The organism is Oleiphilus sp. HI0067, from assembly GCF_001635735.1.
This window is the reverse complement of the sequence record NZ_LWFI01001513.1, coordinates 1-553: the sequence shown is the minus strand read 5'-3', so window position 1 is coordinate 553 and position 553 is coordinate 1. Positions and strand designations below refer to the sequence as shown.

The 553-nt window shown below is 45.6% G+C and carries 1 pseudogene; it reads right to left on the bottom strand.

Going from position 1 to position 553, the window contains the following annotated elements:
- A pseudogene (locus tag A3739_RS30370) lies at nucleotides 1–553 on the bottom strand (DNA repair protein RecN); the annotation flags it as partial.

The window sequence follows — 553 nt, the reverse complement described above, 5'->3', positions numbered from 1 at the left end:
AGCTCTTGCGCTAATCGAAGATGAACGTCGTTGAGTTCATCTGGTTGGCAGCGATGTTTGCGCGCGAGTTGATAGGCTTGACCTAAGCGTTCGTCTATAAAGTTTAATCGGTTAGGGTCTAGCTCAAAGCCTCCGACAAAGTGGCGAAGTGTATTAGTCGCTTCCTCAATTTGAATACTAGCTTCTTCGAATAAATCTAGCGCTTCGCTAATGCTAGATTCTTCAGCAGGCAGTGAGCTTAAGGCATGCTTGGCGCGCTGAAGGAGTGATAGTGCTCCATGCTCATCATTACTGCTTGCAGCTATAGATTCATGCGCACCCGCAAGTAGCACTTCAGCATTGGCAAGTTTGCTTTGCTCTTGCTCAAGTTGTTCAAGTTCGCCGTCTTGGAGTGCTAGCTTTTCAAATTCGTCGACTTGAAAGTTGAGTACTTGTAAGCGCGCTTGGGTTTCTTCTTGGTTGTTTATCAGCATGTCTAGCTGGCGAGCTTTCTTTTGCCATGCTTGATAACTCTCTTTTACTTCCTTAACAAGCGTTTCATTGCCTGCATAAT